The 21,877-nt window shown below is 34.6% G+C and carries 12 protein-coding genes; all 12 read right to left on the bottom strand.

Translation table 11 applies throughout. The features are described 5' to 3' along the window. Positions 1-110: 110 nt before the first annotated feature. Positions 111-5,666 carry a non-ribosomal peptide synthetase gene (locus tag G634_RS0117265; protein WP_026506316.1) on the bottom strand — a complete coding sequence of 1,852 codons (5,556 nt, stop codon included), beginning with the start codon at positions 5,664-5,666 and terminating at the stop codon, positions 111-113. Continuing rightward, on the bottom strand, positions 5,666-6,655 hold the full coding sequence (locus G634_RS0117260) for a Gfo/Idh/MocA family oxidoreductase (RefSeq protein ID WP_026506315.1): 990 nt from the start codon (positions 6,653-6,655) through the stop codon (positions 5,666-5,668). The genes G634_RS0117265 and G634_RS0117260 overlap by 1 nt, the downstream gene beginning before the upstream one ends. 1 nt (position 6,656) lies before the next feature. After that, complete coding sequence (locus G634_RS0117255; protein ID WP_026506314.1) at positions 6,657-7,679, bottom strand: NAD-dependent epimerase/dehydratase family protein; 1,023 nt, start codon at positions 7,677-7,679, stop codon at positions 6,657-6,659. Then, on the bottom strand, positions 7,680-13,790 hold the full coding sequence (locus G634_RS19915; protein ID WP_051234254.1) for a non-ribosomal peptide synthetase: 6,111 nt from the start codon (positions 13,788-13,790) through the stop codon (positions 7,680-7,682). It lies immediately after the preceding gene. Next, complete coding sequence (locus G634_RS0117245; protein WP_026506313.1) at positions 13,787-15,034, bottom strand: glycosyltransferase; 1,248 nt, start codon at positions 15,032-15,034, stop codon at positions 13,787-13,789. Before G634_RS0117245 ends, G634_RS19915 begins: the two co-directional genes overlap by 4 nt. Next, positions 15,025-15,597 (bottom strand): sugar O-acetyltransferase, encoded by a 573-nt coding sequence (locus tag G634_RS0117240; RefSeq protein ID WP_035800668.1) that lies wholly within the window; start codon positions 15,595-15,597, stop codon positions 15,025-15,027. Before G634_RS0117240 ends, G634_RS0117245 begins: the two co-directional genes overlap by 10 nt. Continuing rightward, positions 15,587-17,164, bottom strand: coding sequence for a (2,3-dihydroxybenzoyl)adenylate synthase (locus G634_RS0117235; protein ID WP_026506311.1), 1,578 nt, complete (start codon positions 17,162-17,164; stop codon positions 15,587-15,589). Before G634_RS0117235 ends, G634_RS0117240 begins: the two co-directional genes overlap by 11 nt. Before the next feature lie 11 nt (positions 17,165-17,175). After that, positions 17,176-17,916 (bottom strand): thioesterase II family protein, encoded by a 741-nt coding sequence (locus G634_RS0117230; protein ID WP_026506310.1) that lies wholly within the window; start codon positions 17,914-17,916, stop codon positions 17,176-17,178. Between the two features lie 281 nt (positions 17,917-18,197). Next, positions 18,198-19,613: an ABC transporter ATP-binding protein gene (locus G634_RS19910; RefSeq protein WP_051234252.1), complete on the bottom strand. Its 1,416-nt coding sequence runs from the start codon at positions 19,611-19,613 to the stop codon at positions 18,198-18,200. An 11-nt stretch (positions 19,614-19,624) separates the two neighbouring features. Next, positions 19,625-20,314: an energy-coupling factor transporter transmembrane component T gene (locus tag G634_RS0117220; protein ID WP_026506309.1), complete on the bottom strand. Its 690-nt coding sequence runs from the start codon at positions 20,312-20,314 to the stop codon at positions 19,625-19,627. Further along, positions 20,311-20,901 carry an MptD family putative ECF transporter S component gene (locus tag G634_RS0117215; RefSeq protein WP_026506308.1) on the bottom strand — a complete coding sequence of 197 codons (591 nt, stop codon included), beginning with the start codon at positions 20,899-20,901 and terminating at the stop codon, positions 20,311-20,313. Before G634_RS0117215 ends, G634_RS0117220 begins: the two co-directional genes overlap by 4 nt. 36 nt (positions 20,902-20,937) lie before the next feature. Then, positions 20,938-21,876 carry an acyl-CoA thioester hydrolase/BAAT C-terminal domain-containing protein gene (locus tag G634_RS0117210; RefSeq protein ID WP_026506307.1) on the bottom strand — a complete coding sequence of 313 codons (939 nt, stop codon included), beginning with the start codon at positions 21,874-21,876 and terminating at the stop codon, positions 20,938-20,940. Position 21,877 lies beyond the last annotated feature (1 nt).

The raw sequence follows: 21,877 nt of genomic DNA, 5'->3' as shown, positions 1-21,877 counted from the left end.
ATTTTTTTACCAAAAAATCTATTAGAACCGACACGATCCTAATAGATTTTTGTTAAATACAGGAATTATTATATAAGCATGCTACAATCCTGTAATTGGTTATAGACATCTTAGAAGCAGCAGCTTCTTTTCTTAATCTCATCAAATACAATCAGGTAATTATTACCATCAAGGCAAGTTGCATGATTTCCTGGAATACGAATCTTCTCAAAGTTTCCGATACAGATATCTTCTACCTTGTTCAGCTTTCTCGTAACTGGATAGAATGAAAAATCTGTTGGGGCATCCATATATACTACATTTCCAAGGTAGTATTCATTAAATGAATATTCTGACATACCTCTAAATGTATGTTCAAATATTCTGTAAAGTACACTGAACATGGCAAATGTACTTTCATCTCCGTTGAATTTTGATCCACCTGCCTTTTCGAAAATATCTTTAAGTCTTTCATCATGCTCTTTATCTATAAGGCTAAGGAACATTCTTCCAAGACTCTTATATCTGCCAGATAGAGTTACAAGTTCAGAGTTTCTGATATCTCTGTTCTCGTCTTTGAGAATATCTGACATTGCAGCCTTCATCTCATAGGTATCGAAATTGTATCCGGCAAGAGATACGTCAAGTCCTACAGCAACGCCGTATGCCATTTCAGTAATAAGTCTGTTACTAATTTTGTGAGTTGCCTGCTCTGATGAAATCATATAAACATTGTGAACTTTTTTGCCTTTCTCCAATAGAATTCTGGCTGTTTCAACAGCAATAAATCCTCCCACACAATATCCTATAATTTCATATTCTTTTGCATTCATTCCCAAAAGGATTTCAGCATATTTTGCAGCTCTTTCCTTTACCAGTCTTTCTGCAGGAATATCAAGATATTCGTTGGAATTTCCATACATAAATCCTATTACTGAAACATCATCTCCTGTGTTCTTTAGAATCTGTGGAATAAGACTATCATAATCCACAAGTCTTCCTGTTCCTGCATGCATATATGCCTGAACACATCTTCTGTTTTCCGGATTATCACGGTAAACTCTTACGCAGCTATCTGATAAATCTAGAGATTTATTACTGGATGTTTTATCTAAAAGCTGCCTTCTATTACCCTCCTCATAATCCTTTTCTTTTATTTTTCCCTGACTGTTATCATCTGCAATATACATTCCAATGCTATCAGCCATTCCTTCTACAGTTGGATTATTAAGGACAATCTGCATAAGTTCATCCCATGGAAGTTTTTCTAATTCTTTATAATTTTCTCTAAGTTTGGAAACTACCTGAGTTATAAGAAGTGAATCGCCTCCAACATAATAGAAATTATCCTTGGAAGTTACTCCGCTTATACCAAGAACCTGTTCCCATATACCAGCAACACTCTTGCTTAATCCTGAAAGATTAGATTTCTTACTCTCATTTATTTTTAAAGAAACCTTTAATCTATCAGCACATATTTTATCAAGTTCTTTCCTGTCTATCTTTCCATTAGTAGACAAAGGAATACTATCAAGTATCTCTATCTGATCAGGAATCATATACTTAGGAAGTTTAGATGCCATAGTTTTTTCTATATACTCGACATTTACCTTGTGTTTAACCTTTGGTTTACCTGATTTTGTCTCGTTACCACATAGAAAAACACTCTGACCACATTCCGCAAGCTCGTCACTTCTTTCTGGCAGTGTGAAATAGTATTTGTATCCGGCTTCTTTGATAAGCTCTATCCACTTATCTTCAGAAGTAAACACATCTATTCCGCCTCTTCTATGATCAGTAAATCCATCCAAACCACCCTTAAGTTCAAGTGACGTTGTAAGAAGATAAGATTCCTTTGTGGCTTCGATAATAATAATATATCCATCATCTTTTAAAAGCTTTTTAAGCTTTGAAAGATTCTCACCAATGTTGTGAGAGTTATGAAGTACATTAGCACAAAGAATAACGTCATAAGACTTATCCTTAAATCCCTGCTTGGTATAATCCCTGTTAATATCCATAAGCATATAGGACATATTGTCATATTCTTTGTATCTATCCTTTGCTTTATTGATAAAAAACTGCGAAACATCAGTAAAGCAGTACTTGATATTTCTATTCTTTAGTCTATTAAGTACAGTAGTAGTCGTTCCACCTACTCCGGCTCCAACCTCGAGAATTGAAATATTTCTTTCTCCCAAACGGTTAATAATATCAGAAACAATATTGTTAAGTCTAAGGTTGATTATATTATTTCTATATGCGGCTTCTGCAACCGTTGTATCTCCTTTTGGGAAGAACAACGAAATACCGGCAATTTCCCCTCTAATCTGCTCTTTTATGTGTTTTCCAGACTGTCGTTGATATTCCATAAGAACATGACCATAATCAATTTCATCACCAATTCTCATGAATTCATCCCAGTTCTTTTCACGATCATAATAAGGCTTGGCTTTTTTTGTTACCTGATATCCCTCTTCAACTTTTTCTATTATTCCTGCCTGCTCCATTGCCCTTAGGAATCTATCAATAATAGAATGAAACTCCTCTGTTTCTTTAGCCGCATCATGAATCTGCTGCCTTGAATATACTTTGTCCTTCTCTGTAAAAATACCTATATCAGTAAAAAGAGCCATCATATCAGATAAGGCAGCAACATCGGACTGTTTTCTCCATCTTGTAAATCCATCTCTGTCAATTATATCAAGTTCACTTTGGCCTTCTTTTTCCAAGTCTTTTATCATCAATGAGGAGTCTTTTGTTTCTTCATAACCTGGCTCTAAAAATGCAAAAAGCTTTCCTGAGTGCCCTGTCTTATGATAGTAAACAACAACGTTTTCCACTTCACCAGTTGATCTTATAACACTTTCTATCTCACCTGTTTCAACACGGTTACCATTGATCTTGATCTGATTATCTTTTCTTCCATTTATCATCATGATTCCATCAGATCTTATATATCCTACATCACCTGTTCTAAAGACTCTGTCATTTTTATCTTCAATAACAATATACTTGGAATCAGTTAATTCTTTATCTCCATAATATCCTTGCGCAACGCCATATCCTCCTATACAGATTTCTCCTTTTACCATATTCGCAGACTCAGATAAGTCATCATCTAGTACATACATTTTCTGATTTGACAATGGTATTCCGTATGGAAGAATTGTTTCATCTCTAAGACCTGTAATATCATAGAAAATCGACCACACAGATCCTTCTGTAGCACCGCCTAAACTTATAAGCTTATAGTCACTTAGATACTCCGCTGTTTTTGAAGGCAGTGACACATCTATTACATCCCCGGAAAGTAGAATAAGCTTAAGACTTTCAATACTATCTTTATCCTGCAGTTTTACCTCAGAATACAGCATTTTTAGTAAAGCCGGCACTGAATTCCAGATAGTTACACCATATTTTTTGATAAGCTTTACCCAGTCAGATGGATTAACTGCGTTGCTTTCCTTTGGTATTACTACCGTTGCACCAGCATCCATACTTCCGAACATATCATAAATTGAAAGGTCAAAAGATAGTTTGGTAAGAGCAAGGAAAACATCATTTTCACCAACTCCAAATCTCTTATTAATATCCAAAAGAGTATTCTGTGCAGACTGATGTGAAATCATTACTCCCTTTGGAACTCCAGTCGTTCCTGAAGTAAAAATAATATATGCTGTTGAATCAGGTCTTGTATCAGCAATAATTAATTCATCTTCATTTGATTTTGTAATTGATGATACACAAAAAAGCTTATCGCCAAACGCATCTACAAAATCTGCCTTGTTATCAGATACAAGAACGTAGCTTGCGCTGCTCTGATCTACTATAGCTTTTTGTCTGTTAAAAGGCTGATTAATATCAATTGGTACAAATATTGCACCAAGTAATAGAACTGCCAGAGCTGAAGCGCTTTGAAGAACACCTCTTTCTTCAATGATTGCTACTGTGTCTTTTTCTTTAATTCCTGCTTCTTTGAGCTTTTTCTGAATAGAAGATGCATATAAAGCCAAATCTCCATAAGTGTACACCTTGTCATTATAAATAATTGCTCTTTTATCAGGGTTAGCTTTAACATTATTAATGAAACCTTCATATAGCATGTGCCCTTTCAATGATTCATCCTGTGTGCAATAACTTCCTCTTTTTTCAAGCTGATGCTTACATGCTCGTGCTATATTTTTACTATTCCAGTTATCCTCAGATAAAATGAATCTGATTGCATTTTTGAAAGCATCAAAAATATCATTTATAACATTCTCTTCAAATACTCCATCCCTGACATCCCAGTGAATATCAAGTTCATTTCCGATAGAAATCATCTGACAATCTATCCATACCTGCGGAGTTCTACTGATTCCACCGATTACCGTATAATCCTTCTTCTCATCCTCTTTACTCTCACCTACTGTACTGGTAAATACCACAGGGAAGATGTTATTGTCAGAACTTGTTCTTCTAACCTGTCTAAGAACATCAACACCTGTATAATCCATATATGACATATCAGTCAGAATATCTATCCCAATTTCATGTACAAGCTCGCTAAAAGTCTTATCTTTCGTATCTACTGCCAAAATGTCAACAGATGTATAATCGCCTACCGTATCAAGTTCCTGTACGCCTCTATCCATAAGAGTTACATTAATACAGAATTGTCTGTTTTCAGACCACTTGGAAAGAACACTTGCATATACTGCAAGAATAGTATTTGAAACAGTTACATTGTTCTTTTTGCAAAGATTCTTAAGACTCATAAAATCATCTTTACCAAGCATATATCCATGTCTTGTAAATTTCACGTTATCTGTACTTATAACGCTTCTAACAGGGAGCTGAGGCTTTCTGAATTCATGCGTACTTATTTTATTCTTCCAGTAATCCTCAGACTTTTCTCTATAGCCTTTTTTATTCTTATCCTCTACAGTCTTTCTAAAACTTACGCCTTTACCTGCATGAATAAAAGTTTGATTTTTATAATAGCTGAAAATATCATCTAATATAACATTTATGCTTATATAATCCGCTATAAGCATATCTGTACAAAAGTGAACAATACTTTCTTTACTGCCTTGATGAAGAATTATCTTGTGCATTGGAAAACTTTCAATATCAAAATCATAAGTTTCCAGTTTTCTGCGAATCTCTTTCTCCGTTTCTGAATTTTCAATATCATCTGTATCAGATTCATATATACAAAGCTTAGGAAGTTCAACATTTTCTTTAATATACTGCTGCCCTTCTTTGGTTATTACAGCTCTTAACATATCATGGTTTTCGATAACTTTATGCCAGGCCTCTTCAAATAAAGAAGCATCAAGCTTATCAGTCTTCAAAATAAGATATGTATAGCATCCAGTACCCCCAAGTTCATAATTTCTGCTTCGGCCGGACAGATATGCACTCTGAATATCAGTAAGTGGAAACATACAAGCCTCTTTATTCTCACTTACATCATAGTTTTTCTTTTGATCCTCTATATTAACTTCTTTCTTTTTAACTTTAATCTGCTCACTCTCGTTATTTTCTCTTAATAAATCAATAAGCTCACTCTTATGTTCTCTTAGATATCTAATTGTTTCCTTCTCAATAGCCCCTTTTGTAGTTCTATAAGATAAATTCTTTCCATCCTTCAAAGAAATAAGAATTCCTTTTTCTTTGCATCTATTCAAAAAATCTCTCATTAGTCAAGCTCCTCCAACTTTTTATACAACTCTTTCCAAAAACTACAAACAGATAAATAGTACTGCATATACCCTATGTCTCTTTCTCGAGAAAGAATTAACTCTTTGTTCTGTATAAGAAAATTTTCAACTGCTTTTGGCCATATATTTTTATAAAGAAAAGAATATTTTTTCGTTCCGGCATCATAAATCATCTCAGATGCGTAAACGTCTTTTTCATCATCTTCTCTTCCGTTCTTTATAAACTCTTCTACAACATAGGGTTTCTTCATCCAGATAACCTGATCATTAACATCGGTCATTATAAGATTTCCCGATGAAGTCATAACATTTATTTGATTTAGAACAAAAGCCTGATTCTTGCTTTCACTCTTTCTTCCCTGAATTCTTATAGAAAACGGGATCCCGCTTATTTTGCCTGTAACAAAGTCACATGCCCCGTTTGAAAAGACATTTTCTATACTCCATGGTCTAAGAAGGCCTGCTGTTCTTCCAATCTGATCTATAAATGGCAAAAGCACAGGAAGAGAACAGCATCCATCTATACTAATAATCTGATTGTTTTCTCTAATCTCAGAAAGTTTTTCATGAAATGCAGTCGAAGACTCCATATATGGATAAAAGGTATTTACAATATAAGAAACATTATTCTTTAGCGCACTTTTTAATAAAACGGCAGCTTCATCAGCATGAACCGGTTGCTCCTGCACCACATTTATATGTTTATCAAGAAGCTTTTCAGATATCTTTTGGCCCTCCCCGCCTACGATTCCTGAACGAATTACAACAAATGCTACGTCAAACATTCCTTCCGGAACATCACATACATCTTTATATAACGGGACACCCATTTCCTGAGAGATTTTAACTGAACGATCACTTCCTCTAGATAATATTCCGCAAAGCTCCCAATTATCTAAATTCTTTATCCCATCTAGATAAATACTTCCAAAAACAGTTCCACACAGTAATACTCTTACTTTACTCATCCTATATTTCCCCATAAATATTTATATCAATTCCTTCACTTTGAAGTTCATCTAATAATTCTTGTCCATCAGCTATCTCAAATGGTCTATAAAAACCTGCATCAAACTTTTTTTCACAAAGCCTTTTAGCAATGTGACCTATAACTGTCGATGTGATAACCGCACTATTATCGGTTTTAATATCAATAACTTGCGTTTCATATTCAGAAACAGCCTTTAAGTAAAATCTGTACCAGAAAGATTTATTTTCACAGACTTTTTTTAGTTTTCCCAGTATATCTTCGATTACAGATTCCTGTTCTTCTTTGCTTTTTACCTGACTATATTTCATACAGCCTTCCATCAAATAAGATCTCATTTTTTTATTTGGAAAAATATTATAGTTCTCTATATTACCAAAACCTAAAATATTATTTATTTCTTCAATTTCAGCCGTATATAAAGGACTGATTTCACATTCTTCTGGAAGATTGATACTTTCATCAAGTAACAGATTTGGCTCAGAAAGTCTTTTTAGCTCTCCATTTTCTACAATAAATCCCGGTTTACTATATCCGTTAATACTTGTTTCCAGCATATCTTCAAGTGATGCCCTGCTGCCTTCTTCAAGACCTCCGCTATAGAGTATAAGCTTTTCTGCGCCATAGTTTTTCATATATGCAGCAAGGATTCCCGGAAGACCGGGAACCATTCCTGCATTAAGAACTACTCTACAGTTTCCTATGTAAACCTTTGTTATATCAGGCATCCATCCAAAGGCATCTATATAATCCTTACCCTGATTTAGACATTCAGGAAGAATACTTTTTGAAGTCTTCATAGATGGACCAGAACAATTAATTACAACATCGCATTTGGAAACAAATTCTCTTACCTCATCTTCTTTGTACACATCAAGACAATACTCATTTCCAGAAAAAGAATAATGACGACCTGCTTTAAGAATATTTTTTCCTTTATTCTCAAGGTATTCAGAAACCTTACTTCCTATGACTCCTGAAGCTCCAACTATTCCGTATACCATTTATATAATTCCTTCCTGTACAACATTTTCCAGAAGTCCTGCAATTTTCCTGATAGAATTGTTATTAATAACATCTATAATAGACAGCTCAGTATCATATTCCTGACTTATAGCATTTATCATCTTTACAATTCCAAGGCTATCACCACCAAGTTCGAAGAATGTACTATCCATATCCACAACCTTCTCACCAAGAACGCTTTCCCATATCTGGGCAACTTTTGAAATGTATCTTCCGCCCTTTACTATAGCTATTTCAGGTTCTTTCTTTACTTCTGTACTTTCGTTATCAGGAAATGATACTTCTGTAGGAATACTATTTTGCAAAGAAAGCTCATTTTGCTCATCATCCTCAACAACCTGAATTTCTGCACGCTTTTCTTTGTTTTCAATCATATCGATAAGGTGACTTATGTAATATTCAAACATTCTATCCAAAAGCTGTGCTGAAAGAAGTTCATCAACGCAGTCCCAATTAAGCGTTAACCCCTTATCCTGTTCAAATACCTGATGATCAATCCATACCTGAGGTGTCTGCGAGATATTATATACAAGCTTTCCGAGCGATTTTTCCTGTGACAAATCACTTACACCTATTCCGCTCGTAAATACAACAGGCATAATAGAATTAACCGGATTGTTATCACGCTTTCTAAGTTCTCTTTCATATTCAACTGCACTATACAAAGAGTGTTCCAAATCATCTGAAATCTGCTTTGCTGCTTTCTTGCATCTTTCATTAAAGGAGCTTTCTTGTATGTTCTTCATCTCCAGCAAAGATAAACGTGTAAAATCTCCCACTATTTTATCTGCATCTTTATGACTTATATCATTTCCAAACTGCGTCAGATTAATTGAAAAACTCTTATTAATACTTTCAGTTCTTAGTGCATCTGCATAAGCAGTAATAATAAATGCAGATGGAGTAATCTCCATTTCTTTTGCAGCATCTTTTAACTTGTTCCAGCAGTCTTGTGATAACTTATACTGTCTTCTTACAAACTTTGGAACCTTTATTTCATCTTCATTTTTAATTAATGGAAACACTGGTGCTTTACAAAAACAAGAAAGCCTGTTAGTCCAATACTCTTTGTCTATTTCATATCTTCTCGAAGCCCTTTTTCTTTCAAGATCTATTACATAGTCTCTGAAAGAAACTTCAGGAATTTTTCTTTGAATACTCTGCCCCGACAAAGCTTCTTTATATCTTTCTGCCATTTCCTGCAGAATATGGAACATACTAAATCCGTCCAGAATAATATTGTCGAAACTTATATGAATAATAGTTTTCTCCTCTGACAAAACTGTTACTCTTATATCAAACAAAGGCCATTTATCAGTTTCTGTAACCAACGCTTCCATTTTATTTCTAACACTTTCAAGAATACCCTTCTTTGTATCTTCTGATACACCTTCTGCGTGAATTGTCTTCATGGTATAGAATGGAACTTTATCCAGCATTGTCTGCATTCCATTATTATCTATTACAGTCCTGAGCATTCCATGGTACTTAATCATTTCATTCCATATTCTCTGGAACAAAGGAATATCAATGTGATTGCATTCATACTCGTAGTAGCAATGTGTTGCAACATTGCCAAGGCTAAACGCACCCTTTCTTCCAATCCAATATGCAAACTGAACCTGAGTAAGAGGAAATGGATTATTCCAGTCTTCTCTATGGACAATGAATTTCTCATCGCCTCCTGCCTTAATATTATCCTTATGTCCGTCAATAAACGATGACAAATCCTTAATTACAGGATTCTCGAAAATATTCTTTATAGAAAGTTGCAATCCATATTGGTCTCGCATTATAGCTATAAACTTTGTCGCAGATAGAGAATCTCCTCCAAGCGAAAAGAAATTATCATTTCTTCCAATGTTTTCAACTCCTAAAATATTCTTCAGTATTTCTGCTACAAAATTCTCTGTTTTAGACCTAATTCCATCTTTTTCCTCTTGATTGTTTTCTGAATTTCTTTCTTCCTTAAAAATTTGAAGAAGCTTTTTTCTATCAATCTTTCCGTTTTTATTAAGAGGAAAATCCTGCATTTTGTAATACTTAAACGGAATCATATAAGATGGTATTTCTTTAATAAGATAGTCTTTTAACCCATCAATATCTATATTCTGCATATACTGCTGCCTAAATACATAGATAATTGAATAAGTTGCCATTTCTTCAGCTTTATCTGAAAGATGGAGAAGTTCATAGCCATTTTCATTAAATGTCTTCTCTAGATACTCTCTGCCTGGAATGATACTTCCGCCTCTCTTATCAAGGTCATATTCTGCAAAACCATCTTCTAGGATAGCCGGAATCGTATTAATCATTTTTAGATTAGAAGAAGGTTCACACCCTATTACAATCCCCCCGGAAACAGTGATATTTCCAAACAGCTTAACTGTTTTATCTATATCTTTTTGTCTATGAATAGATTCTGGAATGATGACTACGTCAAACATTGTTCCATCTACGCTGATAGCATCAAGACCATTTACACTGTATTCAAATTCCGAAAAGCCTTTTACGATATCCTCATATCCGGCTCTGAAAAACTCTGTGTTATCCAGATATGTATATTTTTCAATTCTTCCGGACATTTTTTGAAGAACACTACCTGTAAATTTAGGATTTCGTCCTCCTACTTCAAGAATTTTCAAACCCTTTTTCACAGGATATGATTTAACCATTTCCAAAATCAGCTCATGGGCTTTTTCAGTCTCTTGATGCTTTTCCAACAGCTGATCTGGTCTGTAATCACTGGCAAGATCATAGAAATACTCTATTGGATCAATCTTTCCACTAAATATATCAGGAAGTATATCAAGAACACTCTCGTACATCTTGGTAATATCCTTATTAGCACGGGTATCTTCTATACTTACACCTACATTCTTAACATTTAGTTTCTTCCAATATTTAATAATATTGCTGTTTACACCTTTATTATTATTTACAGCTCGTTGTATAAAATCATCTGACAAAATTCCAATCTGCTTTAATTTCTCTTTACCACTGTTGATTTCCTCCAAAGAATAGACTTTCTTTGAAATTTCATATTCTTTGTTATAAGAGGTCTTAATCTTTTCAGATTGAATAAATGCTACAATTCTATTACCTTTATTCTCATAAGGAATTGCCAGAACCGCTGAGCCTCTAACTCCCTGATACTGCTTAATTGCGTTTTCAATTTCACCAAGCTCAATTCTATGGCCTTTAACTTTAACCTGATTGTCTCTTCTTCCCAGAAATTCTATTGTTCCGTCGCTCCAGGTTCTTCCATTATCACCTGTTCTATACCATCTGATACCGTTTTCTTCTTTAAAGAATTTCTTTTGAGTAAGATTTAAATCGCCTTTATAACCCGCAGCTACCCCTGCTCCGCCTATGCACAACTGACCAGCAACATAATCAGGACAAATATTGCCATAATCATCTATAACCCTGTACAACTGATTTTTAAGTGGTCTTCCATATGGAATAGATTGCCAGTTATCCGGAATAACTCTGGGAACTTCCTGATAATTGGACCAGATGGATGCTTCTGTAGCTCCGCCCATTGCGACAACAAGGCTGTTTTTGCCTGCAATATCATAGAATCTTCCTGGAAGATTTACTGGAATCCAATCTCCAGACATAAAAACTGTATCGAAATAAACCTTTTTCTTTTTACCTTCGGCATAGGTAATAAGCATATCAAAAAGAATGGGTACAGAATTCCATCTGTTAATACCATACTTATCAATTAATTCAAGCCACACTTCCGGATTCTTGAATGAATCTTCTTCCGGAATAACTATTGCTCCCTGAGAATACAGCATTCCAAAAATATCAAACACAGATAAATCAAACTCTATGGCAGATACCATAAGCATTTTATCAAACGCTTTGAAATTGTATCTTTTGCATAAATAAGTGATTGTATTCATAGCTGCTTTATGAACAATCTCTACACCTTTTGGCATGCCTGTAGAACCCGATGTCATGATTACGTAGGCGGAATTATCTGGTAATATTTCCGGAGCAATGTTAGTACTGCATTCCATTGCCTTATCAAGATCAATAACATTATCTATAGCAAGTTCTATCGTTTCCTTTGTTTGTAAGTCACTTATAACAGCAGTAATTCCAATCTGTTCATAAATCTTGATTCTTCTATCTGCCGGCTGGTTTATTCCAACCGGAACGTAAACAGCTCCTGCATATAGAATTCCCATAATGGCATATATCTGTCTATAACCTCTAGGAAGCGTAACTGCAACATAGTCACCTTTTTTTATTCCATGGCTTTTAAGATACGAACCCACTTTTCCTGCTATATCTGCAAGTTCTTTGTAGGTAGTTATTCTGGAATCTTTTACAGAAATAAGCGCTGGTGAATCAGGGATTTTAACCGCGTTTTGAACAAAGCCAGACAAAAGTGATACATTTTCAATGTCCATAGGAAGAATATCTTCTTCTTTTTCGTGTCTTTCTTTCTGATTCTTTGGAAGAACATCAAATACTTTATTCCAATCATCGCTGTTATAAAGCTCTTCTATTTCTTCTGTAAGAGCACTAAACATCTCTTCAATTACTTCTTTACTAAAAAGATCTTCTACATAATCCCAGCAAAGAATAAGTTTCCCCATATCTGTAAAAGACTGAAAATCAAGCCATACCTGAGGAGTCTGAGAAATCATATATGACAGTTTTCCCAGAACATCGCGACTTTCTTTTGTTTCAAAAGGAAAATCTATATTGCATGCAAATACAACAGGAGCCATATTCTGCACTGCTTTGTTGTGTTTCGAGAGATCTCTTTCAACATTAACTCCTGAATATGAAGAATGTGAGACATCTTTAGAAAAGTTATCCTTTATTTCTACTGCATAATCCAAAAAAGATTTGTTTCCGGAATTTTCAGTATTCAGCAAAAGAAGATTTGTAAAATCAGCAACTATTTTCTCTGTACGTTCATCATCATCGAACCTGTTAAAAAGTGGAATATTAATAAGGAATTTATTCTGCCCTGAATATCTGCTTAATACATTCGCATATGCTGTTAAAAGAAACATTGCAGGTGAAAGCTCATATTTTGCTGCTCTTTCCTTCAATACTGACCATACATCACAAGAAAAGCTCTTACTTATTCTTACGAAATGATTTTTCTTAACTTCCTCAGGCCTTGATTTTAATGGAAGGCTTATTGGCTCTTCTGGAAAATCAGTTATTTTCTCTTTCCAATATGCTACATCTTCAGTCAATGTTTCTGCATCATTTTTTCTCTTATCAAGATACTTCTTAAAACAGTCTATTTCATAGTTATAAAGCTTTTGACCCAAGTAAGCTTTTGTAAGCTCCATTATTATAAGATGCACGCTTGCAACATCAGCCACTAGAAGGTCAACATCAAGAAAAATTCTTCTTTCTCCATTTTTCATAAAAGCTGCTTCAAGATGCGTATTCTCGCCGTTTTCAACTTTTAATTTTTCATGAGATAATCTGTTTCTTATTTCAAGAAGTTTTTCATCTGCCTCCTGTCTTGTAAAACTTCTAAAATCATGAAATACAGGTTCAAGATACTTTCTTTTTGCATAAATTTTCTGTTTTCCTTCCTCTGTAAAAACAGCTCTAAGCATAGGATGAGCATCTTGAACCTTGTACCAAGCATTACGCAATCTACTATCATCATCACCTATTCCGTCAAATTCAAAATATGCATGGCATCCAACTCCGCCAAGTTCCTGATCATCCTGACGTCCTGCCCAGTAAGCATACTGAACATCTGTTAAATCAAACTCAATTTCACTTAATTTAGTTTTACTTGAACCATTGTCACTATTTTCAATAGCATCATTTGACCTCTGTGAATTAGCTTCATTCCCACTTAAAGCTTCAAATTTCATCCACACAAGTTCTTTCCAGTCTTTTAATGTGGGATTCTTTATTAACTCCCCATAATTAACCTTCAAACCTTTTCTTCTGAGAAAAGACGCAAACTTCATCAAAGTAATAGAATCTATTCCTACTTCCGTAAGCTTTGTATCAGGCATAAATTCATCGTTTTTTACTGCTTTTCTTATTCTTTCTTCAAATTGCATCCATATTTCATCAATATTCATAAAGGAAATCTTCTTTCTATAATATCTGCAGCACGCACAAGTCCATCAGAAGTTACTTTATTCGATAATCTTTGCGAACATTTTTTATAGTTATCATTTACCATTAAATCAGTTACTTTTTCTCTAAATTCTGCCTCATCAATAGGCTTTTTGATAAAAACAGGTTTTGGACCAAGTCCTCTATAGTAGCATTGTCCACCCCAAAAAGCCTGATCTGCTCCAAACACCATTACAAGCTGTGGAACGCCAGCTCTAAGACACGCATGAACAGTACCGTTTCCGCCATGATGAATAACACATTCAAGCCTGTCAAAGAATTGTTCATAAGGTGTAAATCCAGCCAGAAGAATCTTATCTTTTGAAGCCGAAAATCTTTCGTTAACCATCTTTTCTTCATACTTTGGCAATATCACTGAACGCCCTTCATGTAACGCAATCCATATAACCCTTGCATATAGTTCGTCCATGTGAGCATAGTTCATACTTCCAAAGCCAACATATATAACCTTTTCATGTTTATCTATAAAATCTAATAGTTTCTCTGTTTCAGGTTTTATTGTCTTGTCCTGTTTTATCCAGTTTCCAGTAAGATAAATGTTGTCTTTCCACTTTTTATCTCTATCTGCAAGAACTTCATCAAACTGATAAAGTGTCAAAATTCTTTTTCCACGAAGTTTCTTATAACTCTTAAAAATATTCCAGGATTTGAGACCAAGTCGTTTTCTGAAATCATTTACTGTATGTCTAACGGCATATGCCATCATTTTTTCACACATAACGTTCAGTAAATAACACTTAATACTATTCCTTGTAAGAGTATCCATCATAGCCGCATAGCATTTAGTGTTTTCAAATGGAAAAGCCATACTCCTTATAACTTCGATTCCATATTTTTGAGCAAAATGATATGCTATCGCGCCAAACTGCATATATATAAGAACATCACTGTCTTTTACTGCTCTATCAAGATCATCATAAAGACCGGGATATTTGCTGATAAGATATTCAAGTCCATTCATTCCTGCCTTTTTTGTATTATCACTGTTACCCAGCAACACTCCTACAAGTTCATCCATATCTCCGGATATTTTAGAAAACTCAAGTCCCATTTCATACGCTTTAGGTCGCAGTGATTCAAAACTTGCCAATCTATATTTATATCCTCTTTTTATTAGTTCTTGTCCCAGTAGCATAAAAGGCATTATGTCCCCGTATGATCCAAGTGTTATAGCGGTTATTCGCATGCCTTATCATCCTCTGTGAGTTTTCTTACGATTCTTGCCGGATTACCTACTACAAGCACGTTTTCAGGAACATCCTTTGTAATAACACTTCCAGAACCTATTACAGAATTTTTACCTATGGTTATTCCATGATTTTGTCCACATACAATTGTTACTCTTGAACCAATGTACACATTGTCTTCAATTACAATAGGATTAGCATATCCTACTCCATTTTTTCTTTTTTCCGGATCAACGCTATGACCTGAACTTACAATTTCACAATTGGTACCAATCCAGATATTATCGCCCAGTTTTACCTTGCCGCCATCAAGTATTGAACAATATGAATTGATGGCAACGTTATTTCCAATTTCCACGTTATAGCCAAGCGAACATTTAAATGGCGAAAAAATCAAAAAATCTCCATTACATTTTCCAAAGAAACCTTTCAAAAGGCTTAAACGCTCATCGAAATGTGACATCGGAATTGAATTGTACTTATAGCAAAATTCCTCTGCCTTTACCATATCTTCAAACATATCATGATGATCATACACGTTAAATTCACTATTATTTTCCATTTGATTCCTCTCCCATTTGTACCAGTTTTTTCTTATCTACTTTTCCAATCTTTGTAAGCGGCATCTTATCTATATGAACAACCATGTCAGGAAGTTTGAATGCAGCAATATTTTTTTGTGAAAGATAGTTTCTAACTTCACTAAGTCCTGTTTTTTTGCTACCTACTATAAATACGCATATCTTTTCCCCAAGATTATCATCATGAATGCCTACCACAGCTGAATCTTTAACAGTATCCATTTCATAAAGCAAAGTTTCCAATTCAGAAGGAAGAATCTTCTCTCCGCCTTTATTAATCATTTCTTTAACTCTTCCTACAATTTTCAGATTTCCATCTTTTGTAACAAAAGCTCTGTCACCTGTTATGTAAAATCCATCTTTTGTAAAAAAAGAATCATTTTCAGGGTGGTTATAATACGACCTGATAGTATATGGACCCGAAACCAAAAGATTACCACTTTGTCCTGCAGGACATTCTATTCCATCTTCATCAACGATTTTAATAACATCATATGAAGAACATTTCTTTCCCTGATACATTTTCACTATGTCTTTTTCATCTGTTAATGAGGTCATAGTATTAAGTCCTTCTGCTACTCCGAAAACCTGCTGCAGGGTAAAAGAATTTAAATTCATAAGTTTCTCGGCAACTTCTTCTTCAAGAAAGGAACCTCCAATCTGAAGAACACGTAATGAACTAATATCAAAGTCTTCCTCTTCCAATATTTCCAGCATCAATTTAGCCATAGAAGGAACCAAAGACATAAATGTTACACCATATGTTTCTATATTCTCCAGTGCCTCATTCATATCCGAATACTCATTTAATACCAGTGTTGCCCCCACGCTAAAAGCTCCTATAAATCCAGGGTGTCCCAAAACAAAATTGTGTGCTATAGGAAGTACTATAAGCATCCTGTCCTCATCAGTTAATAAACATCTATCTACTGATACTTTTGAATCGTATAAATAATCTCCATGTGTTCTGGGAATAAGTTTAGACATTCCGGTTGTCCCGCCAGAAAGTGAAAGAAATGCAATATCAAGATTATCCGGTGCAGGAATATAATCTTCATATTTGCAATCAAGATTATCAAGAATACTCTCGCCTTCAGGAACTGTAATAATATATTTCACGCTTTCCTTTTTCCGAACATCTTCAATTAAATCGTCATAGGAAAAGCCTGCATAAAAATCCTGACAAATATATGCTGTAGGATTAGCTGTCTTCACCATTCCAAGTATCTCGCTGCTTCTATGTGCCGGTAGTGCCATAATAGGAATAGCACCTATTCTCAATAAGCCAAAAAACGAGACAATAAAGTTTATTGAATTTGGAAGTTGTAAAATAACTCTATCCCCTAATCTTATTCCTTCATTGATAAAACCTTTTGAAGCAAGAAGTATTCTTTCACCAAGTTCACTGTATGAAAGATTTTCTTCTGAAGATATTACTGCTGTTTTATCAGTATACAAATCACACCACCTAAGCATTTCCTCGCCTATGGTGCCTTTATTCCAACCTTCTATAGATTGAAAACACTTAAAAGCTTCTCCATATTTCATTTATTTTCTCCTTATGCGCAATTATTAAAAAAATCTGTTACCTTAGATAAAACCTGTCTTGGATTCGTATCTATAAAAAGATGAGCACCTTCAATATTTTCACTTTGAAAGCCTTTTTGTGTATATCTCCCCCACTCTAGTAAATCCTCCGAAGATATCTCTGGATCCATTGTTCCTCTTAATCCAAGAATTGGTACTGAAATACTAATTTCGTCTTTATTGCAATAAGTATCAGCAAGCTTGAAATTTGCCCGCAACATAGGTTCGAATACAGACCATAGAGCTTTATCGTTATATATATCTTCAGGAGTTTTGTTATATCTGCTTAATTCTTCAAAAAATTCTCTATCTGGAAGATTATAAATTGGATTAACCTCAGGTCTATCAGGTGCAAGACCAGCTGATACTATCAAACCTTTGAAAAAGCTGTTTTCATCTTCTTCCAGCCTTAATGCAAGCTCATATGAAACTCTACTTCCGACACTGTGCCCAAACAGGTAAAAAGGCCTATCTGCCAGCAATGAAAGTTCTTCGTATATTTCATCTACCAGTATTTTCATACTTGAAATTGGCTTATCCATAATTCTGTCTTCTTGACCTTTATAATGTGCCGGTAAAACCTCTACATAACTTCCCAAAGCATCCTGCCATTTTCTAAAGACAGAAGCGCCTCCACCTGCATACGGAAAACAAAAAAGACGAACTTTACTTTTACTAGAAGAATCAGCTCTAAAATAGCCATTTTTGTTCATTGTTACTCCATTTCTTATGTTAGACTCAGCTAACACATACTTAAAAAAATTTACCCTTGCAAAAATCTATACTTTATTGTTACTTATATTTGATAAATGAGTTTTACTGGCTTGTAATATTTCATGAGCAGAACTGTATATAAACGTTGGTACTTATGCGCTGTTTTTTAGCGCATTACGTACCACTACGTTTATAATCAAGCGAAAGCGTGTCTGCGACGAAATATACAAACAGTAAAACGGACTATATAGAAACAATAACCTATGACTTCTTGTCTTTTTCACCCTAGCTTTATCACGCGTGTGCAGCAATTTGCTATAAATTCCTCATCATGGGTTACAATAAGAATAATTTTTCCATGCTCTGCAAGTTTTTTTACTACTGTGCTTGTTCTAATCATATTTTCATAATCAAGTCCACTTGTAGGCTCATCAAGAGCTATTATCCTCTTATCACTAATCATACTCACCGCAAGTGATAATCTTTGCTTTTGACCTCCTGACAAAGTGTTAGGATGCCTATCTGCAAACTTCAATAATCCCAAAACATCAAGAACATTATCAACACTTGTCTTATCAGCATTTCTAAGTCCAAGTGTACATTCATCTCTAACAGACTCGGCAAATAACTGATAATTTACGTCCTGCATTACAAGATAAGATTCCTTGCATAAATCTTTAGATTTCATTACTCTGTCATCCAAAGAAATTTCTCCGTTAAAATCCTTGTACAATCCTGTAACAGTCCTTAGAAACGTAGTCTTACCCAGTCCGTTTCTACCAGTAATTCCCACAATTTCTCCCGGATAAAATTCTAAAGAAAGATTACTTAATAAAGTTCTTTTTCCTCTTGTTATGCTTAAATTTTTCACTTTAAGACATTTTGTATTATCAGCAGATGAAGAAATGTTCTTTAATTCGTTGCCAAATAAATTCCTGTTTTTATTAATATCTGTCACATGACTAATTCTGATTCCCATAGAATTAAGTTCACTGTTTTCAAGCTTTAAAAATTCATCTCTTGTATATATGTTTACTATTTTTCCATCTTTCATACATACAACCTTATCTACGATATCCATCAGATAATATATTCTATGTTCAGAAATGATTATTGTTTTTTTCTCAGACTTGACTTTTTTAAGGCATTTGGCCAGTTCATCTATTCCTGCAGCATCCAGATTAGATGAAGGTTCATCTAAAAGGAATATATCCGGTGCCATCGCATATACGCTGGCAAACGCAATCTTTTGCTTCTCACCACCTGATAATTTAAAAATATCTCTTCCTCTTAGATTCTGAATCTTAAGGCTATTTGTAACAGTCTTTATTCTCTCGTTGATACTATCAGTAGGGACCGCATTATTCTCAAGCCCAAAAGCAATTTCACTATCTGTATCCACATTAAAAAACTGAGTCCTTGGATTTTGAAAAACACTCCCTATATGCTCTGCTATCTCATAACTTTTCATCTGTGAAATTGGCTTTCCGTCAAGAAGTGCATTTCCAGTAACATTTCCTCTGTAAAAAGAAGGTATTAGTCCATTCAGAATTCTAGTAATGGTTGTTTTCCCGCAGCCGGAAGGTCCTGTCAAAAGGACGCATTCTCCCTGCTTTATATTCAGATTTAGGTTTTTCAAAGCTCCAGAATCTGACTTATTATATGAAAAATTAATATTTTCAAGTAAAACTTCCATTTGTACCTCTCTTACAAAACAATATATTTAGCTACTATCAAAGCTGTTATATATAAAATAACAAATAGTATATCAGTTACACCAATCCTTAGTTTTATTCTGCTGCTTCTTGGAAGCGGATTTTCAATTCCCCTTGTAATTGCTGCAACAGATAATTCATCAGCTGCTTTCGATGAAGCCATGAGCATTGGAACATAAACTGCATCTATTACCACTGACGGATTCTGAATAAAACAAACTGGTGTAGGATTTATTCCTCTAAGCTTCATTGCATCTTTTATGAAATGCCAATCTTCGCCTATTACAGGAAAATATCTAAACAGTATTGCCATTGGAATAAACACTGACTTAGGTACTTTCATCTTGGACATCGCTGCCATAAACTCACTAATATGTGTTGTCCCAATAACCACTGCTCCTAACATAAAGCAAGGAAAGCACTTAAAAATAAGTCCAAACCATACAAGTAAAGATGTATGCAGTGTTCCGCCAAGCATTGGCAAAATGTATATTGAGAATAACCACATTAAAATGAAAATAACAGCTGCCCTTACCGTTTTGAATACCCTCCCCAGCAAAATTCCTGTGCAAAGTATTAATCCTATCCAGATTAATTCAAACCAGTTAGTAGGAATAAACGTAATATACAACAAAGTTATTATCATCAAAAAAAGTTTTGTTCTAGGATCAATCCTTATCATGCTGCAATACCTGCTTTTTCGAACTGTTTTTTCATAAGTCTAAGACCAAGAAGTCCGCTAAGACTTGCTACTATGATTGTTCCAAAAATCATTATGAGCATTACTTTTGGTCCTGCAACAGAATTCATTTTGTCAATGTACTCCTTTTCAGTTCCTTTTTTCAGCATAAAACTTACCCAATCATCTCTTCTGAAAAAGAATACAAGATATGTACCCATTGAACCCATACTGTAAAGAACATAAGTGATGACATTTAAAACTTTGTTTTCAAAATGTCCCATTCCAGCTAAAACAGCAGCAAGAATACATGCTATAAGGTAACCAAAATTCATTCCCCAATGCATACCTGTAAGAGTTCCGAATGTGCAGAGAATAATTCCTGTTATAACAAGTGCTCCCCTTTTTGGAACTTTAGAAAGATATAACATAAATACAGGACCTGCAAAAACACTTGCTCCTATTGGATAAAAGAAAGTGAGTGTTGGCATAACAGCAAAAATGCCGCCTCCAATCATCGCACAAAACAAAAGAAGTGCACTGAAAACACCTGTTACTATCAAATCTCTTACTGTAAACTTTCTATCCATTTTCCCATCCTTTCACATTTAACCATGCGCAGCTTATCATGTACTTAATATAAAATCTGTAATTGCCTTTTCTGATTCATTGATTGCTCTTGTACTTTCACTTCTGTATAAAGAAAAACTCTTATAAATCTTGCCAATTAGCCATAACATTCTTTTTTGCCATTTATATTTATCGCGACTTGGAATCATTCCGATAATATGGCTTCCATGAGGATATATCAGTGCCTTATACTCTTTTTTATATCCTGCATTATTAAGTTTATTGAGCATGAAATTAATTGAATATTCTGAAGGCCACACCTCATCATCACTTCCTGCAACAAACAGATATCTGCAATTTGACTTCTCAAGTTCGTAATAAGCTTTGCTTTCTCTAAGTTTATCTTTATAGGATTTTTTATAAATCTCCCACATATTGGTTACATCTCTTTTTACGTCTTCATCAAATACGTATTTTGCAAGATATCCTGAGTGAAAGAAGTCCGGCTTAACAAATGAAAGTTCTTTTCCCTTATACATCACCATAGAATGTCCTGTCATTTGTTTCTTTTTGATGTTACTTCCTTCAAAGGCAACATGCGAAGGTGCAACTAGAATCGCATTATCAATACCCTTAATAAGTCTGGCTGTCATTGCAGCATATACGGATCCAACTGAGAATCCGTATACACTAACATATTTAAAACCTTCTTTTCTTCGCAGCGTTTCTACGACAGTATTCATGAAATCAAGATCAACACGGTCAATATCTTTTGTTTGACCTTTATCTCCATACATGGGAACTGAAATCCCGGCTATTCCAAATTCTGCAAAACGTTCAGCTATTTTCTTTCCATCAATAACACTTCGTTTTCCACCCACAATAACTATTACAACATGATCTTTATCAATATCAGGATCTATAAGATAACCAGCAAATCCATCCTTTTGAACTGTATATTTTCTATATTTATACTTCTTGTCATAGGTTCGCATA

The sequence above is a fragment of the Butyrivibrio sp. NC3005 genome, assembly GCF_000424545.1.
GTDB lineage: Bacteria > Bacillota > Clostridia > Lachnospirales > Lachnospiraceae > Butyrivibrio.
Note: the sequence above shows the minus strand (reverse complement) of the source record. Positions and strands in the feature narration are given on the sequence as shown.